The organism is Oceanimonas smirnovii ATCC BAA-899, assembly GCF_000381965.1.
Classification (GTDB): Bacteria; Pseudomonadota; Gammaproteobacteria; order Enterobacterales; family Aeromonadaceae; genus Oceanimonas; species Oceanimonas smirnovii.
In genome coordinates this window covers 1-1,813 of the sequence record NZ_KB908478.1, presented here as the reverse complement: position 1 = coordinate 1,813, position 1,813 = coordinate 1, and the positions used below count along the sequence as shown (strand labels likewise).

2 protein-coding genes are annotated in these 1,813 nt (G+C 41.9%); both read right to left on the bottom strand.

The window, feature by feature from the left end; genetic code table 11:
• Positions 1-1,407: hypothetical protein (locus G364_RS17260; RefSeq protein WP_211212462.1), on the bottom strand; the 1,407-nt coding region annotated here is incomplete at its 3' end.
• 88 nt (positions 1,408-1,495) lie between these two features.
• On the bottom strand, positions 1,496-1,636 hold the full coding sequence (locus G364_RS17255; RefSeq protein WP_019936161.1) for a major capsid protein: 141 nt from the start codon (positions 1,634-1,636) through the stop codon (positions 1,496-1,498).
• Positions 1,637-1,813: the final 177 nt, after the last annotated feature.

Here is a 1,813-nt window from a genome sequence, read left to right as displayed (position 1 = left end):
AGCAAAGCCGGGCACAGCTATAGTGTAATCAGAGGGACAAGAGCCAGAACCGCCAGAAAGGTAATCAGTTTTTATATACTTCTCAAAATCAGAAAAATCTACAATTTGCTCGGGCAAAGAACTGGGCTCGCCTGGAAATTCAAATGATTCGACCTCAGAAAAATTAGATTCAAGGGAAGCAATTGATGCGGTAATATCGCCAGTCTGAGAGTCAATAGCACCAATAATACCAGTATCATCAAAAGATGAGCCATTGCCACCAGAGCCACCACCAGAACCAATACCTGTATCAACAGATTCGGATAATGCAGCAATATCAGAGCGCAACAAAGATAGCTGCTCAGATGTGGAAAACATAGATTCGTCTAGACCAGCGAGACGAACGGTAACATCAGATTGATTAACAGAATCAGAAATAACCTGAGCGTCATGTTTATCATTCAGGTTATCAAGTTTTGAGTTTATGCCATCGAGACCCTCAGCGTTCGCAAGAGAAGACGCTGAAATTTGATTAGAAAGAGAAGCAGTTTCTGTGTATAACTCATCACGCAAATTGGATGTTTCGGAATAAAGCTCATCCCTAACTGATCCAGATTCACGATAAATTTCTGGATATAACTCACTACGAATACCAGAAAGACCATCATAGAGTTCAGCGCGATCTGGTGCGCTATATGCAACAGATGCAATATCGCTTAATTGTGAAGTGAAAACTTCAGCAAAATCTGACTGACGGGCATCTAACTCATATTTTGCATTAGTCATAAAATTATCAATTTTTTCAGACTCTAGAGCAAAAAGCTTAGGAACTTCATTTTGGACAGCTGAAACAGTCATTTTTAAATCAAGAATGTCCTGTGAATTTTGATTTAAAGAGTTATCAGTTTTATTAAAGGCTCTTTTGACAGTGTTTGTAAATGTAAAAAGGTCCCTGTTAACAATCCTAGTGTCACGCCAAACAGTTTCAATGGCTCTTGATATATCAACACCGGTAGGCACTTTTGTGCATCTGCTGCTTTTACCATCAGGAGTTCTAAAACAAAACTCATGTTTATCAATAACAGGATCGATAAGACCTGGATTCATTATTAAGCTGGCATCCATTTTGTAATCGTCAATAATATTAGAGGATGAGGAATCTTCAGAACCAGAACCATCAGAACCAGAACCAGAGCCGCACTTTTCACCGGTGGTGACAACGCGAAACTGTACAGAACCGCCGCCAACCCCAACACCAACGCATTTGCCGTCAGGGGCATCACAGACAGACTGACAGACTCCGGCAAGACAGAAAGATGCACCTTCATTTATCCAGTATTTTGCACCTACTGGACAGTTTGCAATTTGAGCTAACGCCAAATTAGAAATACACAGGCCAAAAAGCACAATGAGATAACGAATAACCATAAGCCCTCAGCATCCATAATTAACATATTACACCCAATAAAAAAGGGGAGCCGAAGCCCCCCGAAAAACAACAGCGGGAAGAGCCATTTTAACGGCTAACAACACCCTGAATTTTGCGCCACACAAACACCAGACCATTAACGCCCATTTTAGCCGCGCCGATACCAGCAACAGCAGCAGTGAGCAGACCGATTGCAGTAACAGCCTGGGTAACGTCGATTGCATCCATAATTATCACCTTGATATAAAGTTACTAATTAAACCGTAACCGCCAGCAACACAAATCATCAGTGTTAAACCGCCGATTATCGGCCACGATTGGGCCATAAGGCCCGACATAAAATACACCTCCAACGCTTGCGGGTTTTGACAAACACCATCAACAACAGCGTCACAGGCGTATATC